This window comes from Vibrio sp. TBV020, assembly GCF_046056895.1.
Classification (GTDB): Bacteria; Pseudomonadota; Gammaproteobacteria; order Enterobacterales; family Vibrionaceae; genus Vibrio.
In genome coordinates this window covers 2,915,833-2,935,759 of the sequence record NZ_JBEEAQ010000003.1, presented here as the reverse complement: position 1 = coordinate 2,935,759, position 19,927 = coordinate 2,915,833, and the positions used below count along the sequence as shown (strand labels likewise).

General features: G+C 45.4%; 10 protein-coding genes. 5 read left to right on the top strand and 5 right to left on the bottom strand.

Annotated elements, in window-relative coordinates; translation table 11 throughout:
- Positions 1-152: 152 nt before the first annotated feature.
- The 5 genes from rimP to truB all read left to right on the top strand — a co-directional run bounded on the left by rimP (position 153) and on the right by truB (position 6,293).
- A complete protein-coding gene (gene rimP, locus AAFX28_RS21405) occupies positions 153-608 on the top strand; it encodes a ribosome maturation factor RimP (protein ID WP_408690573.1) in 456 nt (151 codons plus the stop codon).
- Between the two features lie 24 nt (positions 609-632).
- Complete coding sequence (gene nusA, locus AAFX28_RS21400) at positions 633-2,120, top strand: transcription termination factor NusA (protein ID WP_408690572.1); 1,488 nt, start codon at positions 633-635, stop codon at positions 2,118-2,120.
- Between the two features lie 22 nt (positions 2,121-2,142).
- Positions 2,143-4,827, top strand: a complete 2,685-nt coding sequence (gene infB, locus AAFX28_RS21395) for a translation initiation factor IF-2 (RefSeq protein WP_408690571.1) — start codon at positions 2,143-2,145, stop codon at positions 4,825-4,827.
- 114 nt (positions 4,828-4,941) lie between these two features.
- Positions 4,942-5,349: a 30S ribosome-binding factor RbfA gene (gene rbfA / locus AAFX28_RS21390; RefSeq protein WP_408690570.1), complete on the top strand. Its 408-nt coding sequence runs from the start codon at positions 4,942-4,944 to the stop codon at positions 5,347-5,349.
- Positions 5,349-6,293, top strand: coding sequence for a tRNA pseudouridine(55) synthase TruB (truB, locus tag AAFX28_RS21385; RefSeq protein ID WP_408690569.1), 945 nt, complete (start codon positions 5,349-5,351; stop codon positions 6,291-6,293). The genes rbfA and truB overlap by 1 nt, the downstream gene beginning before the upstream one ends.
- Before the next feature lie 301 nt (positions 6,294-6,594).
- On the opposite strand, the gene AAFX28_RS21380 is transcribed toward truB, so the two are convergent.
- The 5 genes from AAFX28_RS21380 to gltB (AAFX28_RS21360) form a co-directional block, all read right to left on the bottom strand.
- Positions 6,595-7,023 carry a DUF1499 domain-containing protein gene (locus AAFX28_RS21380; protein WP_408690568.1) on the bottom strand — a complete coding sequence of 143 codons (429 nt, stop codon included), beginning with the start codon at positions 7,021-7,023 and terminating at the stop codon, positions 6,595-6,597.
- A 103-nt stretch (positions 7,024-7,126) separates the two neighbouring features.
- A complete protein-coding gene (locus AAFX28_RS21375) occupies positions 7,127-8,539 on the bottom strand; it encodes an FAD-dependent oxidoreductase (protein WP_408690567.1) in 1,413 nt (470 codons plus the stop codon).
- 21 nt (positions 8,540-8,560) lie between these two features.
- Positions 8,561-13,024, bottom strand: a complete 4,464-nt coding sequence (gltB, locus tag AAFX28_RS21370) for a glutamate synthase large subunit (RefSeq protein ID WP_408690566.1) — start codon at positions 13,022-13,024, stop codon at positions 8,561-8,563.
- A gap of 431 nt (positions 13,025-13,455) precedes the next feature.
- Positions 13,456-14,925 carry a glutamate synthase subunit beta gene (locus AAFX28_RS21365; RefSeq protein WP_408690565.1) on the bottom strand — a complete coding sequence of 490 codons (1,470 nt, stop codon included), beginning with the start codon at positions 14,923-14,925 and terminating at the stop codon, positions 13,456-13,458.
- Positions 14,925-19,472 (bottom strand): glutamate synthase large subunit, encoded by a 4,548-nt coding sequence (gene gltB, locus AAFX28_RS21360; protein WP_408690564.1) that lies wholly within the window; start codon positions 19,470-19,472, stop codon positions 14,925-14,927. Before gltB (AAFX28_RS21360) ends, AAFX28_RS21365 begins: the two co-directional genes overlap by 1 nt.
- Between the last annotated feature and the right edge of the window lie 455 nt (positions 19,473-19,927).

The following is a 19,927-nucleotide window of genomic DNA, read 5'->3' as shown; positions in this document are numbered from 1 at the left end:
AGATATCGTTTAACGTATCAGGGTCCAGCAACAAAAAACCCCGACTTTTCGGGGTTTTTTGTTATCTAAATTTCCTTAATTGGATTTTTGGAGCTTTGCTTGGAATTTAAATTGGGCTCTGAGCCCTTTTTTTGTTTCTGGAGTGGTTAAAAATGACTGGTTTAGAAAGACAACTTACTGAAATGCTTGAAGCTCCTGTAGCGGCATCAGGTTATGAGTTAGTTGGATTAGAATTTATTCGCGCAGGCGAGCATTCAACGTTACGTATCTTCATCGATCACGAGAACGGCATTAATGTCGAAGATTGTGCTGAAGTTAGCCGCCAAGTAAGTGCGGTTATGGACGTTGAAGATCCAATCACAGTGGCTTACAACCTTGAAGTGTCTTCACCAGGTTTAGAAAGACCACTTTTCAAAGCTGCACACTATGAACAGTTTATTGGTCACGAGGTAAGCATCGTTTTGAAGATGGCTGTTGGTAACCGTCGTAAGTGGAAAGGTGTTATCCACGCAGTCGATGGTGAGACAATCTCAGTTACTGTAGAAGGTAACACAGAAGAGTTTGTACTTAGCAACATCTCAAAAGCTAACCTGATCCCTAAATTTTAATTAAAGTCTTAGAGGCTATTTAAAATGAGTAAAGAAATTTTAGCGGTAGTAGAAGCGGTATCGAACGAAAAAGCGGTACCTCGTGAACGCATCTTTGAAGCCCTTGAAATTGCTCTAGCGACTTCTACAAAGAAGAAGCACGAAATGGAAATCGACGTACGCGTTGAAATCGACCGTAAAACAGGTGAGTTCGAAACTTTCCGTCGTTGGTTGATCGTTGAAGACGTTGAAAACCCAACTAAAGAGATCTCTCTTGAAGCAGCACAGTTTGAAGACGAAGCTCTTCAACTAGGTGATTTCGTTGAAGATGATATCGAATCAGTAACGTTTGACCGTATTACGACTCAAACAGCTAAGCAAGTAATCGTACAAAAAGTACGTGAAGCAGAGCGTGCTCAAATCGTAGAGCAGTTCATCGATAACGAAGGTGAGCTAGTTACTGGTGTTGTTAAGAAAGTAAACCGTGAGACGGTTGTTCTTGATCTAGGTAACAACGCTGAAGCAGTTATCCTACGTGATGACCAGCTTCCACGTGAAAACTTCCGTCCAGGTGACCGTGTTCGTGGTCTTCTGTACAAAGTTGCTCCTGAAGCTCGTGGTTTCCAACTATTCATCACTCGCTCTAAGCCAGAAATGTTAGCTGAGCTATTCCGTGTTGAAGTACCAGAAATCGCAGAAGAGATCATTGAGCTGAAAGGCGCTGCTCGCGATCCTGGTTCTCGCGCTAAAATCGCAGTGAAAACTAACGATAAACGTATCGACCCTGTTGGTGCGTGTGTTGGTATGCGTGGTGCACGTGTACAAGCAGTATCTGGTGAGCTTGGTGGCGAGCGTATCGATATCGTGCTTTGGGATGACAACCCAGCACAATTCGTAATTAACGCTATGGCGCCTGCAGACGTGGCTTCTATCATTGTTGATGAAGACGCAAATGCAATGGATATCGCTGTTGAAGCTGACAACCTAGCGCAAGCTATCGGCCGTAACGGTCAAAACGTACGCCTAGCGTCTCAACTAACTGGTTGGGAACTAAACGTAATGACAGTTGAAGATCTTCACAAGAAACACGCTGAAGAATCTCAAGCTGCAATTGAAAACTTCATGAAGCACCTAGACATCGAAGAAGACTTTGCTCAACTACTTGTTGAAGAAGGCTTCTCTACTCTAGAAGAAGTTGCTTACGTTCCTGTAAACGAGCTTCTTGAAGTTGATGGTCTAGATGAAGACCTAGTAGAAGAACTACGTAGTCGTGCTAAGAATGCACTAACAACTCTTGCGCTTGCACAAGAAGAGTCTTTCGAAGGTGTTGAACCTGCAGAAGACCTACTAGGCCTAGAAGGTCTAGAGCGTGAGATGGCATTCAAACTGGCAGCAAAAGGTGTGGCAACACTAGAAGACCTTGCTGATCAGGGTATTGACGATATTGAAGGTATCGAAGGTCTGACCGAAGAACGTGCGGGTGAGCTAATCATGGCTGCTCGTAACATTTGTTGGTTCGGCGAAGACGCATAATTTTCAGCAAGGAGGAAGCGGCATGACACAAATTACTGTTAAAGCACTGAGTGAAGAAATTGGAACTCCAGTGGACCGCTTATTAGAACAACTTGCTGACGCTGGTATGAAGAAAGCGAGTAGTGATCAAGTTTCTGACGATGAGAAGCAGAAGCTTTTGACTCACCTTAAGAAAGAGCACGGTGACACTTCAGGTGAGACTGAGCCAACTCGCTTAACTCTACAGCGTAAAACTCGCAGCACACTAAGCGTGAATGCAGGTGGCGGCAAGAGTAAGGATGTTCAAGTAGAAGTACGTAAGAAGCGAACTTATGTGAAGCGCAGCACTATCGAAGACGAAGCAAAACGTGAAGCTGAGGAAGCAGCAAAACGTGAAGCCGAAGAGCTTGCGAAACGTGAAGCTGAAGAGCAAGCGAAACGTGAAGCTGCAGAGAAAGCACAACGCGATGCCGAAGAGAAAGCGAAGCGAGAAGCGGATGCAAAACGCGAAGCTGAAGAAAAGGCAAAACGCGCACAAGCTGATAAGGCTAAGAAAGACATGAATGCAAAAAATGCAGAAGTGAATACTCAAGCGAAGAAAGAAGCTGACGAACTGAAACGTCGTCAGGAAGAAGAAGCACAGCGTAAAGCAGAGCAAGAAGCTGCGAAGCTTGTTGAAGAAGCTCGTAAACTTGCAGAAGAGAACGAAGCGCGCTGGACTGAAGCTGAGAAGAAAAAGAAAGAGTTAGAGAACTCTGACTACCACGTAACAACATCGACTTACGCTCGTGAAGCGGAAGATGCAGCTGACCGTAAAGAAGAAGGCGGCCGTCGTAAGAAGAAGAAAAAAGCTTCTAACGATGATCAGAACCGTGGTGGCCGTAACCAACGTGGTGGCAAAGGCCGCAACAAAGGTAAACTGGCTAAACCTACTTCAATGCAACAAGGCTTCGATAAGACTGCAACTGTAGCGAAAGCAGACGTTGTAATCGGTGAAACGATTGTTGTTTCAGAGCTTGCTAGCAAGATGTCTGTTAAAGGCACAGAAGTTATCAAAGTAATGATGAAGATGGGCGCAATGGCGACTATCAACCAAGTGATCGACCAAGAAACAGCGACTCTTGTTGCTGAAGAAATGGGTCACAAGGTTATCCTACGTAAAGAGAACGAGCTAGAAGAAGCGGTACTATCAGATCGTGATAACAACGCTGAAGCTGTTCCTCGTGCTCCAGTTGTTACTATCATGGGTCACGTTGACCATGGTAAGACATCGACTCTTGACTACATCCGTAAAGCACACGTTGCTTCAGGTGAAGCGGGCGGTATCACACAGCACATTGGTGCATACCACGTTGAAACTGAAAACGGCATGATCACTTTCCTTGATACTCCTGGACACGCAGCGTTTACTGCAATGCGTGCTCGTGGTGCTCAAGCGACAGATATCGTAGTTCTAGTTGTAGCAGCAGACGATGGCGTAATGCCACAAACAATCGAAGCAATCCAGCACGCGAAAGCGGCAGGTGTTCCTCTGATTGTTGCTGTAAACAAGATCGATAAAGAAGACGCGAACCCAGATAACGTTAAGAACGAACTAGCTCAGTACGACGTTATTCCTGAGGAGTGGGGCGGTGAGAACATGTTCGTTCACATCTCTGCGAAACAGGGTACAAACATCGAAGGTCTTCTAGAAACTATCCTTCTACAATCTGAAGTTCTTGAACTTACAGCTGTAGAAGAAGGCATGGCTTCTGGTGTTGTTGTTGAATCTCGCCTAGATAAAGGCCGTGGTCCAGTTGCAACTGTACTAGTTCAGTCTGGTACTCTAAACAAAGGCGATATCGTTCTTTGTGGTCAAGAGTACGGCCGTGTTCGTGCAATGCGCGACGAGAACGGTAAAGAAGTGACAACTGCAGGCCCATCTATCCCAGTTGAGATCCTAGGTCTTTCTGGCGTACCTGCTTCAGGTGATGAAGCAACAGTTGTACGTGATGAGCGTAAAGCACGTGAAGTAGCGAACTACCGTCAAGGTAAATTCCGTGAAGTGAAACTTGCACGTCAACAGAAAGCGAAACTTGAGAACATGTTCTCTAACATGGCTGCTGGTGAAGTTGCTGAGCTTAACGTTGTTCTTAAGGCTGACGTTCAAGGTTCTGTAGAGGCTATCGCAGACTCTCTACTTAAACTTTCAACTGACGAAGTTAAAGTGAACATCGTAGGTTCTGGTGTTGGTGGTATTACTGAAACTGATGCGGTACTAGCAGCAGCTTCTAACGCTATCATGCTTGGCTTTAACGTTCGTGCTGATGCGACTGCTCGTCGTACAGTTGAGAACGAAAACCTAGACCTACGCTACTACTCAATCATTTACCAATTGATTGACGAAGTTAAACAAGCAATGGGCGGTATGCTAGCTCCTGAATTCAAGCAAGAGATCATTGGTCTTGCTGAAGTACGTGACGTATTTAAGTCACCTAAGCTAGGCGCAATCGCTGGTTGTATGGTAACTGAAGGTCTAATCAAGCGTAACAACCCTATCCGTGTTCTACGTGATAACGTTGTTATTTACGAAGGTGAACTAGAGTCACTTCGTCGCTTTAAAGATGACGTTCAAGAAGTTAAGAACGGCTACGAATGTGGTATCGGCGTTAAGAACTACAATGATGTTCGCGTTGGTGACCAAATCGAAGTATTCGAAATCGTAGAAGTTAAACGTACTCTTGACTAATTGACTGTGATTGCTCGCTTAGTCATTGATGAATAAGCAGTAATTGGTTGTTGAATACGCCATGGGGGGCTGGAATTTATCCATCCCCCCATTCTTTCTAATAAGAGAAAAGATATGTCAAAAGAATTTAGCCGCACGCAGCGTGTTGCACAGCAGCTGCAAAAAGAACTTGCGATGATCCTTCAACGTGAAGTTCGTGATTCTCGCCTAGGTATGGTGACCATTTCAGATGTAGAAGTGTCACGAGATCTAGCTTACGCAAAAGTATTTGTGACTTTCCTATGCGTTGGTGAGCAAACGCCAGAATCTTGCCTAGAAGCATTACGTGAGCACGAAGTTCACATCCGTATGATGCTAGGTAAGCGTATTCGTCTTCGTCTAACACCTGAAGTTCGTTTCTACTACGACAATACTCTAGTTGAGGGTATGCGTATGTCGAACCTAGTTTCTGAAGTTGTAAGTGAAGATAAGCGTAAACTAAAAGATTCAGGTCGCGAAGAAGATCAGGCAGGTGAAGAGTAATGGCTCGTCGTCGTAAAGGTCGTCCAATTAATGGTGTTATCCTTTTGGATAAACCAACAGGCATTTCATCCAATGATGCACTGCAAAAAGTTAAACGTATCTATTTTGCAGAAAAAGCAGGTCATACCGGTGCTCTGGATCCCCTAGCGACGGGTATGCTGCCGATTTGTCTTGGTGAAGCAACGAAGTTTTCTCAATTTCTATTAGATTCAGACAAGCGTTACCGAGTAATCGCTAAGCTGGGTGAGCGTACCGATACATCAGATTCTGATGGTGAAGTGGTAGAGACTCGTCCGGTTGATGTGAATCTAGAGAAGCTTGAAGCTTGTATCGACAAATTTCGCGGTGAGTCAGACCAAGTACCTTCAATGTTTTCTGCATTGAAGTATCAAGGTAAGCCTCTTTACGAATACGCTCGCCAAGGTATCGAAGTACCACGTGAGTCTCGCAAGATTACTGTCTACGAAATCGTTCTTCACCGTTTTGAAGGCGATGAAGTTGAGATGGAAGTACATTGTTCAAAAGGTACTTACATCCGTACTATTGTTGATGATCTTGGTGAAATGCTAGGTTGTGGCGCACACGTGACGATGCTTCGTCGTACAGGTGTTGCAAAGTACCCATACGAGAAGATGGTGACGCTTGAACAGTTAAATGAACTGCTAGAGCAAGCACACCGTGATGAAGTGGCACCAAAAGAGCTACTTGATCCACTATTGCTACCAATGGATACCGCTGTAGAAGATTTACCTGAGGTGAATCTAAACGCTGAACTAACAAACTTAGTTCAACATGGTATGCCGGTACGGGTACTTGGTGCTCCGGAAGGAACTTTGCGTATGACTTCTGGCGAAGAAAAGCTGTTTATCGGTGTTGCTGAGCTCAACGATGACGGTAAAGTTGCTCCTAAACGCTTAGTGGTGTTCCGCGAAGAGACTGAATAAGCACTCAAAGAGTTGTTGACTATGAAATTTCGCCCTAGGCTCATAGGGTTTAAATTTTTGTCGCCTAGCGGGTACTCTAATTATTTTGAGTATATGCATTGAATAAAAAAACCGAAGCCAAGTGCTTCGGTTTTTTTATTTCTTCCAATTCTCAGCCAACGGAATAACCTGTACAGCTATTGCGTTCCAAGTCGCTTGAGGATAGCGTCGTCGTTGAAATTAGCGCTGAGCTATTTCTGCGCATACTTGACACAATAGCAGCACAGCCCATTCCATTTAAAGTAGCACTTTGAGTTACTAGTTACTTGATCAAGTTCGCTTCAGTGAGAGCTGTTCGTAGGGCGTCGGCACGTTTACGATTCACACCAAAGTCAGAGTAGCCGACTCTAGATTCCGATCGAACCAATAATTTATCCCCTTCGATTTTTAGTTCCAGATCATCGGTGAAACGCATTATCTTAGACGTACATTCAATACGTAAGTAACCTTCCTCTTTAACGGCTGTTTTCGCGCCTGGTAGTGTTAGTGCAGCAGCTTCAATCGAGTCAATATTTGCGTCTGTTGTGATAATAAACGGTGCAAGTTGGTACTTTTCACGATCATCTTGAGTGGAAACACAGTTAGGTTTATCACCACAAGGTGAGGCAGTACGATCTGTCATGGTTTGAACTCCTTGGCTACAGGCGGTTAAACCCAACATTGCGATGGAAAGGAGAGCGACTTTCTTCATGTTGAATCCCTATTTTTTATTGTGAGGTAATTATATGTAGAGAAAGAAAAAAGGATCCATAAATAGGACCCTTTTGTGATATTGATTGAGCATTAAGGCTGGATTACACCTCTAGGAAATCAAGGATTCCTTCTGCCGCTTTACGTCCTTCGTCGATTGCAGTAACGACAAGGTCTGAACCTCGAACTGCATCTCCACCAGCAAAGATTTTTTTATTACTGGTCTGGAACATAAATTCTTGATCGGAAGGTGCTTTAATTCGTCCCCATTGATCAAGTTCTACACCATATGGTTCTAGCCAAGCCATTTGATGAGGCTGGAAACCAAATGCCATGATTACCGTGTCGGCTTCAAGTACGTGCTCGCTACCTTGAACCGGTTCTGGGCGACGACGGCCAGCTTCATCTGGTTCACCAAGTGCTGTCTTAACCACCTTAACACCAGAGACATTACCAGAACTATCAACCTCAAGACCAAGGGGTTGTAGGTTGAACATAAAGTTAACCCCTTCTTCTTTGGCATTTTTTACTTCACGGCGGGAGCCAGGCATGTTGGCTTCATCACGGCGGTAGGCACAAATCACCTTATCTGCATTTTGGCGAATCGAAGTACGAACACAGTCCATAGCGGTATCACCACCACCTAGAACCACTACTTTTTTACCTTCCATATTGATGAATGGTTTGTCATCCTCTAGATCCATAACTTTGTAGGTATTGGAAATGAGGAAAGGTAGGGCGTCATAAACACCAGGGGCGTCTTCGTTCTCTAGCCCTGCGCGCATATTTTTGTAGGTACCAACACCAAGGAAAACAGCGTCATACTCATCAACAAGTTGCTGCATTTGTATGTCTTTACCTACTTCCGTATTGAGGCGGAATTCAACCCCCATTTCACTAAAGACTTTACGGCGATTTTCCATCACGCCTTTTTCTAATTTGAATGATGGAATACCGAAAGTGAGTAGCCCGCCAACTTCAGGGTAGCGATCAAACACCACAGGCTTAACGCCATTTCTGACGAGAATATCTGCTGCAGCTAAACCTGCTGGGCCTGCGCCAATAATGGCAACTTTTTTATCGGTCCATTCGACTTTCGACATGTCTGGTTTCCAACCCATTTCGAAAGCTTTGTCGGTAATATACTTTTCAATGTTACCAATAGTGACAGCGCCAAAGTCATCGTTCAGAGTACAAGAACCTTCACATAGGCGATCTTGTGGACAGACGCGACCACAGACTTCAGGAAGACTGTTGGTTTGGTGAGAAAGCTCGACTGCTTCGATAATACGTCCCTCATTGGCAAGCTTAAGCCATTGAGGAATATAGTTGTGTACTGGACACTTCCATTCACAGTATGGGTTACCACAATCTAAGCAACGATCAGCCTGAGCGGTTGCTTGTTGTTTAGTAAAGGGTTCATAAATTTCAACGAACTCGATCTTACGGATTTTAATGGGTTTCTTCGCAGGATCTACACGTTGTACGTCGATAAATTGATATACGTTCTGGCTCATGATCTATACATCCTCCATGACTTACTGGGCTTGAACGCGCAGTTCTGCAGCGCTGCGACTTTGGTGACCAAGAAGCGTGTTCAAATCGGCCGCTTTTGGTTTCACCAAGTAGAACTTTGGAATCCATTCATCAAAGTTCGCCAAAATATCTTCAGCGTGTACGGAGCCTGTTTCTTCTAAGTGCTCTGCAATTAAGCCTCGTAAATGTTCTTGGTGAATGTTCAAGTCGGATAGAGCAACGGCTTCTACAGATTCTTGATTCACTCGACCTTGGAAGTCATCATTTTTGTCTAACACATAAGCAAAGCCGCCAGTCATACCTGCACCGAAGTTAACTCCTGTTGCACCTAGGATTGCCACAATACCGCCAGTCATATACTCACATGCATTATCTCCAGCGCCTTCAATGACTGAAATCGTGCCAGAGTTACGCACTCCAAAACGCTCGCCTGCAGTACCTGCTGCGAAGAGCTTACCTCCGGTTGCACCGTATAGACATGTGTTACCAATAATAGTGGCTTCATTACACTTAAAGGCTGTACCTTGGTGAGGTTTAATGACGAGCTTGCCGCCAGCCATACCTTTACCTACATAGTCATTGGCATCACCGGTTAGATAAAGCTCAACACCTCCAGCGTTCCAAACACCGAATGACTGACCAGCAGTACCGTCTAAGTGCAATTTAATTGGGTTAGCTGCCATGCCTTGGTTGCCATAGCGTTGAGCAATCTCACCGGATAGGCGAGCACCAATAGAGCGGTCGGTATTAATAACGTTGTAGAAGAAGTCTGCAGACTGATTTGCTTCAACTGCTGCCAATGCGTCATCAATAATTTGCTGGTTCAACTCGGCTTTATCAAACGGAGCGTTAGGCTCTGTCCAATAAAGTGGGTGATCTTGTGGCGATACTGGAGCCTCTAAGATGTTAGAGAGATCGATTTTGCTTTGTTTGGCTGTCATGCCCTCTACGGTTTCTAACAGATCGGTTCGGCCAATCAGATCGGTTAGTTTCTCAACACCAAGCTCTGCAAGTAGCTCACGTACTTCATCGGCTAGACCAATAAAGTAGTTCATCACCATTTCTGGTAGACCTTTAAAGTACTCTTTACGTAGTGTGTCATCTTGTGTTGCAACGCCAGTCGCACAGTTATTTAAGTGACAGATACGTAGGAACTTACAGCCCATTGCCACCATAGGAGCAGTACCAAAGCCAAAGCTTTCAGCACCTAAGATAGCCGCTTTCACTACATCAAGACCTGTTTTGAGACCGCCATCAACTTGCAGGCGGATCTTATGGCGCAGGCCATTCGCGACTAGTGCTTGCTGAGTTTCAGCTAGACCTAGTTCCCAAGGGCTACCCGCATATTTTACCGAGGTTAATGGGCTAGCCGCGGTACCGCCATCATAGCCAGAGATAGTGATTAAGTCGGCATAAGCCTTTGCTACACCTGTCGCGATGGTGCCGACACCAGGTTCAGATACTAGCTTAACGGAGACAAGCGCCTTAGGGTTAACCTGTTTAAGATCGAAAATAAGTTGAGCCAAATCTTCGATTGAGTAAATATCGTGGTGCGGAGGTGGAGAAATCAGGGTAACCCCTTGTACGGAGTAGCGCAGTTTGGCGATTTCAGCGGTTACTTTGTGTCCAGGAAGCTGACCACCTTCACCCGGTTTTGCACCTTGAGCAACTTTTATCTGCAGCACATCGGCGTTAGTTAAGTAATGAGGCGTTACCCCAAAGCGACCGGATGCAATTTGCTTGATTCGTGAGTTACGTTCAGTGCCAAAACGACGTGGGTCTTCACCACCCTCACCTGAGTTTGAGTAACCACCTAAACGGTTCATCGCTGTTGCTAGAGCTTCATGCGCTTCAGGGCTTAATGCACCGATAGACATTGCGGCTGAATCAAAGCGTTTAAATAGCTCTGTACTCGGTTCAATCTTTTCAAGAGGTAGGGGAGAGTTTGACTTTTTCAGCTTCATTAAGTCACGCAACATCGCAGTAGGACGTTCATTTACCTGCTTAGCAAAGCTCTTATAGTCTGAAGAATCACCAGACTTCACGGCTTGTTGTAATGTACCTACGACATCTGGGTTATAGGCATGATACTCCCCACCATGAACGTATTTCAGTAGGCCACCATGTTCAATCGGTTTGCGTTTTGCCCAAGCCTTACGTGAAAGGTTATAAATATCTTGCTCGAAGTCTTCAAAGTTGGCGCCTTGGATACGAGTCGTTACGCCTTTAAAGCAAAGCTCGACAACATCTTGGCTAAGACCAACGGCTTCAAAAAGCTGAGAACAACGGTACGAGGCGACTGTCGAGATACCCATCTTCGACATGATCTTATAGAGGCCTTTGTTGATGCCATATTGGTAGTTTTGCATCACTTCACGATAGGTCTTTTCGATCGCACCATCATCAATGACTTTACCTAGTGCCTCGTAAGCAAGGTACGGATAAACCGCTGTGGCACCAAAGCCAAGTAGTACTGCAAATTGGTGAGGGTCACGAACTGTACCTGTTTCAGCAATGATGTTTGCGTCACAACGAAGATTCGCATCAATTAAGCGACTCTGAACCGCGCCCACTGCCATTGCAGCAGGAATAGGAAGCAGACCTTTTTTCAAATTTCGATCAGACAGAACGACTAAAACAGTACCACTTTGAACTACTTCTACTGCTTGTTCGCACAGATCTTGGATTGCTTTCTCAAGATCTTTTTCTTCAGGATCGTAGTTAATATCGATCACTGTACTGCGATAGTGTTCATCATTGAGCTGAAGTAGCTGCTGCATATCTGAATAAAGCAGAACCGGAGAGCCAAACGTCACACGGTGAGCATGTCCATCGGTCTCGCAAAAGACATTCATCTCTTGACCGATACTGGTTGCCAAAGACATAACATGTTTTTCGCGCAACGGGTCGATGGGTGGGTTGGTGACCTGAGCGAACTTCTGGCGGAAGTAATCAGTCACTAAACGTTCTTTAGAAGAAAGCACCGCCATTGGGGTATCGTCACCCATAGAACCGACAGCTTCTTGTCCCATATCACCAAGCACTCGTAGCACTTGATCGACCTCTTCGTTGCTCATCGCAAACTGCTTTTGGTAGGTCTTCAGTTGGTCGTCATCGAAACTGCGCTCACCAACTTTATCGTCGGGTAGTTCAGCAAACGGGGTTAGCTTGTGGACATTGTTTTCCATCCACTCACGATATGGATGACGGCCTTTTAGGTCATTATCGATTTCACTTGATTGCCAAAGTTTTCCGCGACGAGTATCGACAACGAGAAGCTCTCCGGGACCAACTCGGCCCTTTTCTGCCACTTCATCAGGTGCGTAATCCCAGATTCCGACTTCAGATGCAAGGGTGATAAGTTTATCTTTTGTGATGACATAACGTGCTGGACGCAGACCATTACGGTCAAGGTTACAAGCAGCGTAACGACCATCAGATAAAACGATACCGGCAGGGCCATCCCACGGTTCCATGTGTTTAGAGTTAAAGTCGTAGAAGGCACGCAGATCTGGATCCATATCTGGATGGTTCTGCCATGCTGGTGGTACAAGCATACGCATTGCTCTAAACACATCCATTCCGCCTGCTAGGAAGAGATCGAGCATATTATCTAAGCTGGAGGAATCTGAGCCAGTCTCATTCACGAATGGAGCTGCCGTTTTCAGATCGGGTAATAATGGCGAGGCAAACTTGTACGCGCGCGCTCTTGCCCACTGGCGGTTACCTTCAATGGTGTTGATCTCACCGTTATGTGCCAAATAGCGGAATGGTTGAGCTAATGGCCAACGGGGTTGCGTGTTAGTTGAGAAACGTTGGTGGAATAGACAGATCGCCGACTCCATACGCAGATCAGCAAGATCTAAGTAGAATCGAGGTAGATCTGCAGGCATACACAGGCCTTTATAAACCATTACCTGAGTCGACAGACTACAAATATAAAAGTCACTGTCGTCAGTGATTTGTTTTTCAATTCTACGACGAGCGATATATAGGCGTCGTTCAATATCGCGTTCACGCCAACCCGCAGGAGCTGAGATGAACACCTGTTGAATATTGGGTAGAGAGTCCGCTGCAATCGGGCCAAGAACTGCCGAGTTTGTTGGTACTTCACGCCAACCCGATACGGTTAAGGTTTCTTGTGCAAGTTCTTGGTTTATAACATCTTTAGCTTGCTTGGCTTTGATTGGATCTTGGTTAAAGAAAATCATACCAATGGCATATTGCTTGCCAAGGTTGAAGCCATTTTCTTCGGCTATTAAGCGTAGATATGAATCTGGTTTTTGCAGCAATAAGCCACAGCCATCACCGGTTTTTCCATCTGCTGCAATGCCGCCTCGATGGGTCATGCGGTCAAGTGCAGAAATAGCGGTACGTACCAATTTGTGGCTTGGTTCACCTTCCATGTGTGCAATCAAGCCAAATCCACAGTTGTCTTTTTCAAGACTAGGATCATATAGAGCCATTGCAATTCTCCCTTTGCTTCACCTGTCTTCCCGACAGAACTACCAACATTTAAAGGGTTGGTATATATGACTAACTATTCGTTCTAATTGTTATTATTTGTATAAATATGCACTAATTTCCGTTAGAACTATTAACAAATATTGAGAAAATAATTTTCATCGACTTCACAACGTATAGGTTATTATGAAAAAGGTCAAGTTCTTGGTGGAAAATCATGCCAATGTGCGATTTACCACTTAATACGCTGTAATTGTCTATATAATTCAGAAGCTTAAGGTTTCTAATGTTACAATTTTGCAACATTAAGTATTTTGAGAAAATAAAAAAGACCAGCACAATGTACTGGTCAAATGGAAAAGTTTGGAAGGAATGATTATGTAATCATTGCCACCCAGAATCTACTATATGAAGTAGTTAGGGTGGCTAGGTATTATGCAGATAGCATTAATGAGTCTGCTTTAGCTTCTAGGTTTGAGTTACCCATTAGGTAATCATCGATAGCGATTGCACATTCACGGCCTTCGTTAATACAACGAACAACCAATGATTGACCAGTACGCATATCACCCGCAGCAAATACACCTTTTTGGTTGGTAGCAAAACCTTCAGTTGCTACGTTACCACGCTCATCAAGTTTGATATCTAACTGAGCAAGTACGCCAGTTGGCTCTGGGTGCAGGAAACCCATTGCAAGAAATGCCATGTCACATGGGATTACTCGCTCCGAGTTTGCAACTTCTTCAAAGCCCGGACGTTCACCAGGTTTCGCATCTTGCCAAACGATATCAGCAATACGTAAACCAGTGACTTCACCTTTATCGTTACCGATGAACTCTTTAGTCAGGATGTTCCAATGACGATCACAACCTTCTTCGTGAGAAGTTGTTGTCTTCATGATCATTGGGTACTGAGGCCAAGGCATGTTTGCTGGGCGCTTCTCTGGTGGGATCGGCATGATCTCTACTTGAGTAACACTTGCTGCTTTATGACGGTTGGACGTACCAACACAGTCAGATCCAGTATCACCACCACCGATAACCACAACATGCTTGTCTTTCGCGTGAATCTCTTCACCCTTAAGATCCATGTCGTTTGCACGGCGGTTGTTTTGACCTAGGAATTCCATTGCGAAGTGAACGCCTTTCAGCTCACGACCTGGAACTGGTAGGTCACGTGGAACCGTTGACCCGCCAGTTAGCAGTACAACATCAAACTCTTGACGAAGCTGTTGTGCATTCACGTCAACACCAATGTGTTGGTTTACTTTGAACTCAACGCCCGCTTCAGCCATTAGGTTAATCTTACGATCAATCACGTCCATACCCAGTTTGAAATCTGGGATGCCGAAGCGCAGTAGACCGCCAACTTTCTCATCACGCTCAAATACCGTCACTGAGTGACCTGCACTATTTAGCTGTTCTGCCGCTGCAAGACCTGCAGGGCCCGAACCGATGATCGCAATAGTTTTACCTGTGCGAGAACGAGGTGTTTTTGGTTTTGCGTACCCTTCACGGTACGCAGTTTCTACAATCGTCTTCTCGATATTACAGATAGTGATTGGGTCTTGGTTGATACCCAGTACACATGCACTCTCACAAGGAGAAGGACATACTCGGCCTGTAAACTCTGGGAAGTTATTGGTTGAACTTAGAATGTTCCACGCTTCTTCCCAGCTATCGCGATAAACTGCATCGTTAAACTCAGGGATGATGTTACCAATCGGACAACCGCTGTGACAGAAAGGAACACCACAGTCCATACAACGAGAAGCCTGAGTATTGATCTTGTCACCAAACTCTTCGTTTAGAACGAATTCTTTGTTGTCTTCAATACGAACCGAAGGGTCGAGCTTCTTTGGAAGCTCGCGACCATGTTCTAAAAATCCAGTAGGCTTACCCATTATACTGCCTCCACTTCTTCCGTTTGTGCTTGCTCTGCTTCAGCCTTGCGCTTTTGAAGTACCGCTTTGTAATCACGCGGCATTACCTTAACCATGGTTTCTAGGCTTGCTTCAAAGTTGTCTAGGAAAGACTGAGCAACTTCACTTCCTGTGAATTGAACTTGCTTAGTTAGCATCTCTTTTAGTAGTTCGCGATCTTCTGCTTCGATTGGATCTAGGTCTACTAATTCAGGGTTTAGCTTGGTTTCGAAGTCGCCTGACTTATCCCAAACGTAAGCCACACCGCCACTCATACCAGCTGCAAAGTTGCGACCTGTTGAGCCAAGGATTACTGCGACACCGCCTGTCATGTATTCACAACCGTGGTCACCAACACCTTCTACGACTACTTTCGCGCCTGAGTTACGTACACAGAAACGCTCACCAGCCATACCGCGGATGTATGATTCACCTGAGGTTGCACCGTAGAAACATACGTTACCAACAACGATATTATCTTCAGCGACAATTGAAGATTTTGCGTCTGGGTAAAGTACTAGCGTACCGCCAGATAAACCTTTACCCCAGTAATCGTTCGCATCGCCTTCTACTTCGAACTTCACGCCCTTAGCTAGGAATGCACCGAATGATTGACCTGCTGAGCCGTTGAACTTCACGTTCATTGGTTGTGGTAGACCCGCGTCTTTGTAAACCTTAGAGATTTCGTTCGACAGCATGGTACCTGCAGAGCGGTCCGTATTGATGATAGGGAACTCAGCGTCAACTGCTTCACCTTTCTCAAGTGCTGGGATAGCCGCTTGAATCAACTTACGGTCTAGAACTTCTTCTAGGTTGTGGTTTTGCTGTGTTTGGTTGTAAACGCCATCTTCTTCACGAGCTTGCTCGATATGAAGAACAGGAGACAGATCTAGGTTTTTGTACTTCCAGTGGCCAATGTCATCACGAACTTTTAGTTTGTGTGATTGACCAACCATCTCATCGATAGTGCGGTAACCAAGCTCAGCCATCACTTCACGTAGGCCTTCAGCCATGTATTGGAAGAATGTCACTACGTCTTCTACGCGGCCATCGAAGCGCTCACGCAGAGTCTTGTTCTGAGTTGCGATACCGACAGGACAGGTGTTCTTATGACACTTACGCATCATGATACAACCTTCAACAACTAGCGCTGCTGTTGCTACACCCCATTCCTCAGCACCAAGTAGTGTTGCTACTGCAAGGTCGCGAGGCGTTTTCATCTGACCATCAGACTGAACAACGATACGGTTACGTAAACCATTTTTCAGAAGCGTTTGGTGCGTTTCCGCTAGACCAAGCTCCCAAGGCAGACCTGTGTGACGGATAGATGACATCGGAGATGCACCTGTACCACCATCGAAACCTGCAATTAGGACAACGTCAGCTTTCGCTTTCGCAACACCTGACGCGATCGTACCTACACCGGCTTCCGATACTAGCTTCACGTTGACGCGACCAGCACGGTTTGCGTTCTTCAAGTCGTAGATTAGCTGAGCTAAATCTTCGATTGAGTAGATATCGTGGTGTGGTGGTGGCGAGATTAGACCTACGCCTGGAGTCGAGTGGCGTGTTGCACCGATCCAGTCATCAACCTTATCACCTGGTAGCTGACCACCTTCACCTGGTTTTGCACCCTGAGCCATTTTGATCTGTAGCTCATCTGCGTTAGTTAGGTAGTAAGACGTTACACCGAAGCGGCCTGAAGCAACCTGTTTGATTGCAGAGCGTTCCCAATCGCCGTTTTCTTTACGCTCGAAACGAGTTGGATCTTCACCACCTTCACCAGAGTTTGATTTCGCGCCAATGCGGTTCATCGCAACAGCTAGTGTAGAGTGAGCCTCGTACGAGATAGAACCAAATGACATTGCACCTGTCGCGAAACGCTTGAGGATGTTTTCGATTGGTTCTACTTCTTCTAATGGGATCGAACCTGCTGGGTTCTTAACAAAGTCTAGCTGGCTACGTAGCGTTGCTGCGTTATCGCCTTGGTCGTCCACCGCTTTCGCGTATTTCTTGAACTGAGCGTAGTCTTTGTTACGAGTAGATTCTTGCAGTAGTGAAATAGTCTCAGGGTTAAACAGGTGTTTTTCACCACGCTGTTTCCACTGGTAAACGCCGCCTACATCAAGAACTTGTACTGGGATTTCACGAGTTGGGTAACCAATACGGTGACGCACAAGCACTTCTTTCGCGATATCGTCGATAGTTAGACCTTGGATACGTGAAACCGTACCAGTGAAGTACTTATCAACTACAGATTTGCTGATACCCAATGCTTCAAAGATCTGTGCGCCGTGGTAGGACTGCAGTGTTGAGATTCCCATCTTCGAGAAGATCTTCAGTAGACCACCGTTGATAGACTTACGGTAGTTCTCGAATAGCTCACGAATATCTGTGTTTGGATCCAGCTTCTTCGTACGCTGTAGCTCAACCATAGTTTCGATAACTAGGTATGGGTTAACTGCGTTTGCACCGTAACCAACTAATGTTGCAAAGTGGTGCGTTTCACGTGCGTCACCAGTTTCAACCACGATGTCACACTTCGCACGTAGACCTTTACGGATTAGGTGGTGGTGAACGGCGCCAACTGCAAGCATTGCTGGGATAGCTGCATGGTTAGAGTTAACAGCACGGTCAGTTAGAAGGATGATTGAGTAACCGTCGATTACTGCATCTTCTGCATACTGACAGATACGCTTAAGTGCACGCTCTAGCTTGCCTTCGTCTTCGCTTGCTTGGAATACGATGTCTAGCGTCTTCGCTTGAAGGTGCTCATTGTCGATAGCACGCAGTTTTTCTAGCTCAGAGTTAGAAAGAACTGGCGACTCAAGCTCTACTTTTTGACAGTGCTCTGGAGACTCAGCAAGTAGGTTCTGATCCTTACCTAGATAAGTGTTCAGAGACATAACCATGCGCTCACGAATTGGGTCGATTGGCGGGTTAGTTACCTGAGCAAATAGCTGTTTAAAGTAGTTTGATAGATGTTGTGACTGGTGCGACAGAATCGCTAGTGGCCAGTCGGCACCCATTGCAGAAAGTGGCTCTTTACCATCTTTCGCCATTGGTACAATGATTTCGTTTACTTCTTCTGAGCTCACACCGAATGCTTGCTGCTTGTGCAGTAGCTTCTCTGGTGAAGGCTGGCTGAATTCATTGCTCGCATCTGGCAGTTTTTTCAAGCTCAGTAGGTTTTCTTCAACCCACTTCTCGTAAGGTTGTGCTGATGCAATGCCATCTTTCACTTCTTCATCAGAGATGATGCGACCTTCTTCTAGATCTGCAACGAAGATACGGCCCGGTTGTAGACGACCGCGGAACTCAACGTTCTCTGGGGCAATTTCAACTACACCAGACTCAGAAGCCATCACTAGGAAATCATCTTTAGTCACTGTGTAGCGAGAAGGGCGGAGGCCGTTACGGTCAAGGGTTGCGCCAACTTGAACACCGTCTGTGAAACATACTGATGCAGGGCCATCCCACGGTTCCATAACGTTCGCGTGGTACTGGTAGAACGCGCGACGAGTTGGATCCATGTTTTTGTTTTCTTGCCATGCTTCAGGGAGCATCATCATCAATGCATGTGGCAGGCTGCGACCAGAAAGAACTAGGAGCTCAAGTGCCATATCGAAGTTAGATGAATCTGAGCTGCCTTCCTGACAAATCGGTAGAAGCATATCGATCTCTGCTTGAGTAAACAGGTCAGATTCGATGATTGCTTCACGGGCTTTCATCCAGTTCAGGTTACCACGAACTGTGTTGATTTCGCCGTTGTGAGCGATGTAACGGAAAGGCTGAGCTAGACGCCAGCGCGGGAATGTATTGGTAGAAAAACGAGAGTGAACAAGCGCAAGTGCACTCACCATCGTTGGATTCTGTAGATCTAGGAAGTATTGAGGTACTTGCTCTGTCGTTAGCTGACCTTTGTACACCACAGTCTTGTAAGACATAGAGTTGATGTAGAAGTCATCGCCAATGTTTGACACGCTTTCAAGACATACACGAACCGTGTAGTTACGTAGTACGTATAGTTTACGCTCTAGCTCTTCAGGTGTAGTACCAGGACCACCAGAGATAAATACATGCTCAAATTGAGGTTCAGTGCTTAGTGGGTCTGCACCAATCATTGAGTTATCGGTCGGAAGAACGCGATAGCCAATTACGTCTAGTTCAAGGCGCTTAGCATTGCGCTCAAGAATATCGCGACATTGAGCGCGTTTGTGCTCATCTTTAGGGAAAAGTACAACACCAACACCGTACTTTTCAAAAGAAGGCAGCTTGATACCAAGCTGAACAGCTTCTTCTAAAAGAAATTCGTGTGGTTTTTGCAGCAAGATACCGGCACCGTCACCCGAGCAAGGGTCACACCCTTGACCGCCACGGTGTTCCATGCGAGCAAGCATATCAAGTGCTTGCGTAATTACTTCGTGCGATTTGCGGTTTTTTAGGTGAGCAACAAAACCGATACCACAAGCGTCATGCTCCAACTCTGGAGTATATAGACCTTGTGAACTTTGCTCTCTATCTACCATGGATACATCCTTCCAGTTCAAATAGGCGCAATGAGGCTAGTCGGAAACTAGTTCTACGTCCTGTCCTTTATTTTTATGATTCGAAGTCGCCTAGGTTGGTGACTTTGATTCCATTCCGTATCTCGCAGGAAAAATATTGCGAGAAAAACAATCCTTGGTGTAATCCATTTTTTTTGTATCACAATCTAGTGATTTATATAGGTAGGAGTTGGAAAACACCGATGTTTTGCTGAGTTTCCATGTAATTGAAAATACAAAAAACAGCAAAATCTGTAAGTATCCTACAATTTAGTTAGGCGGAAATGCAATCAAAACTCGACCCTGTTGCCCACTTTTTTCGTAGTTTAAATGAATAATATGTTTAACTTTTGCTTAACATATCGCCTGTGACACGTTATTTCTGCATGTTTATTGACTTTGCTTAACTTATCGCCTGTTTGAAATCGTTACATTCC